Origin of the sequence: Streptomyces sp. GbtcB7 (assembly GCF_019091445.1) — a bacterium.
GTDB classification, from domain to species: domain Bacteria; phylum Actinomycetota; class Actinomycetes; order Streptomycetales; family Streptomycetaceae; genus Streptomyces; species Streptomyces mirabilis.
Map to the genome: position 1 here is coordinate 1 of NZ_JAGXJM010000556.1, position 240 is coordinate 240.

General features: G+C 81.7%; 1 pseudogene. It reads left to right on the forward strand.

Annotated elements, in window-relative coordinates:
* A pseudogene (locus tag KVT44_RS56800) lies at nucleotides 1–235 on the forward strand (FMNH2-dependent monooxygenase); the annotation flags it as partial.
* Nucleotides 236–240: the final 5 nt, after the last annotated feature.

Genomic DNA, 240 nt, shown 5'->3' on the forward strand with positions numbered 1-240 from the left:
CGCCAACGCCACCGGGGGCCCCGCCGGGCGGGTCGCCGCCCGGTACGCCGACGTGGCGCCCGTCCGGGTAGTGGGCCCCGCGCGGGCCGGGGCCGTACGGGCCGAACTCCGGGACGCGGCGGCGAAGTTCGGCCGCTACCCCGACACCCTGCGGGTCCTCCCCTCACTCGTCTTCGACCTCGGCGCCGGGGAGCGCGCCGCCGGGCCGGCCCTTGGGGGGGGCGGTCCCCCCTGATCCGG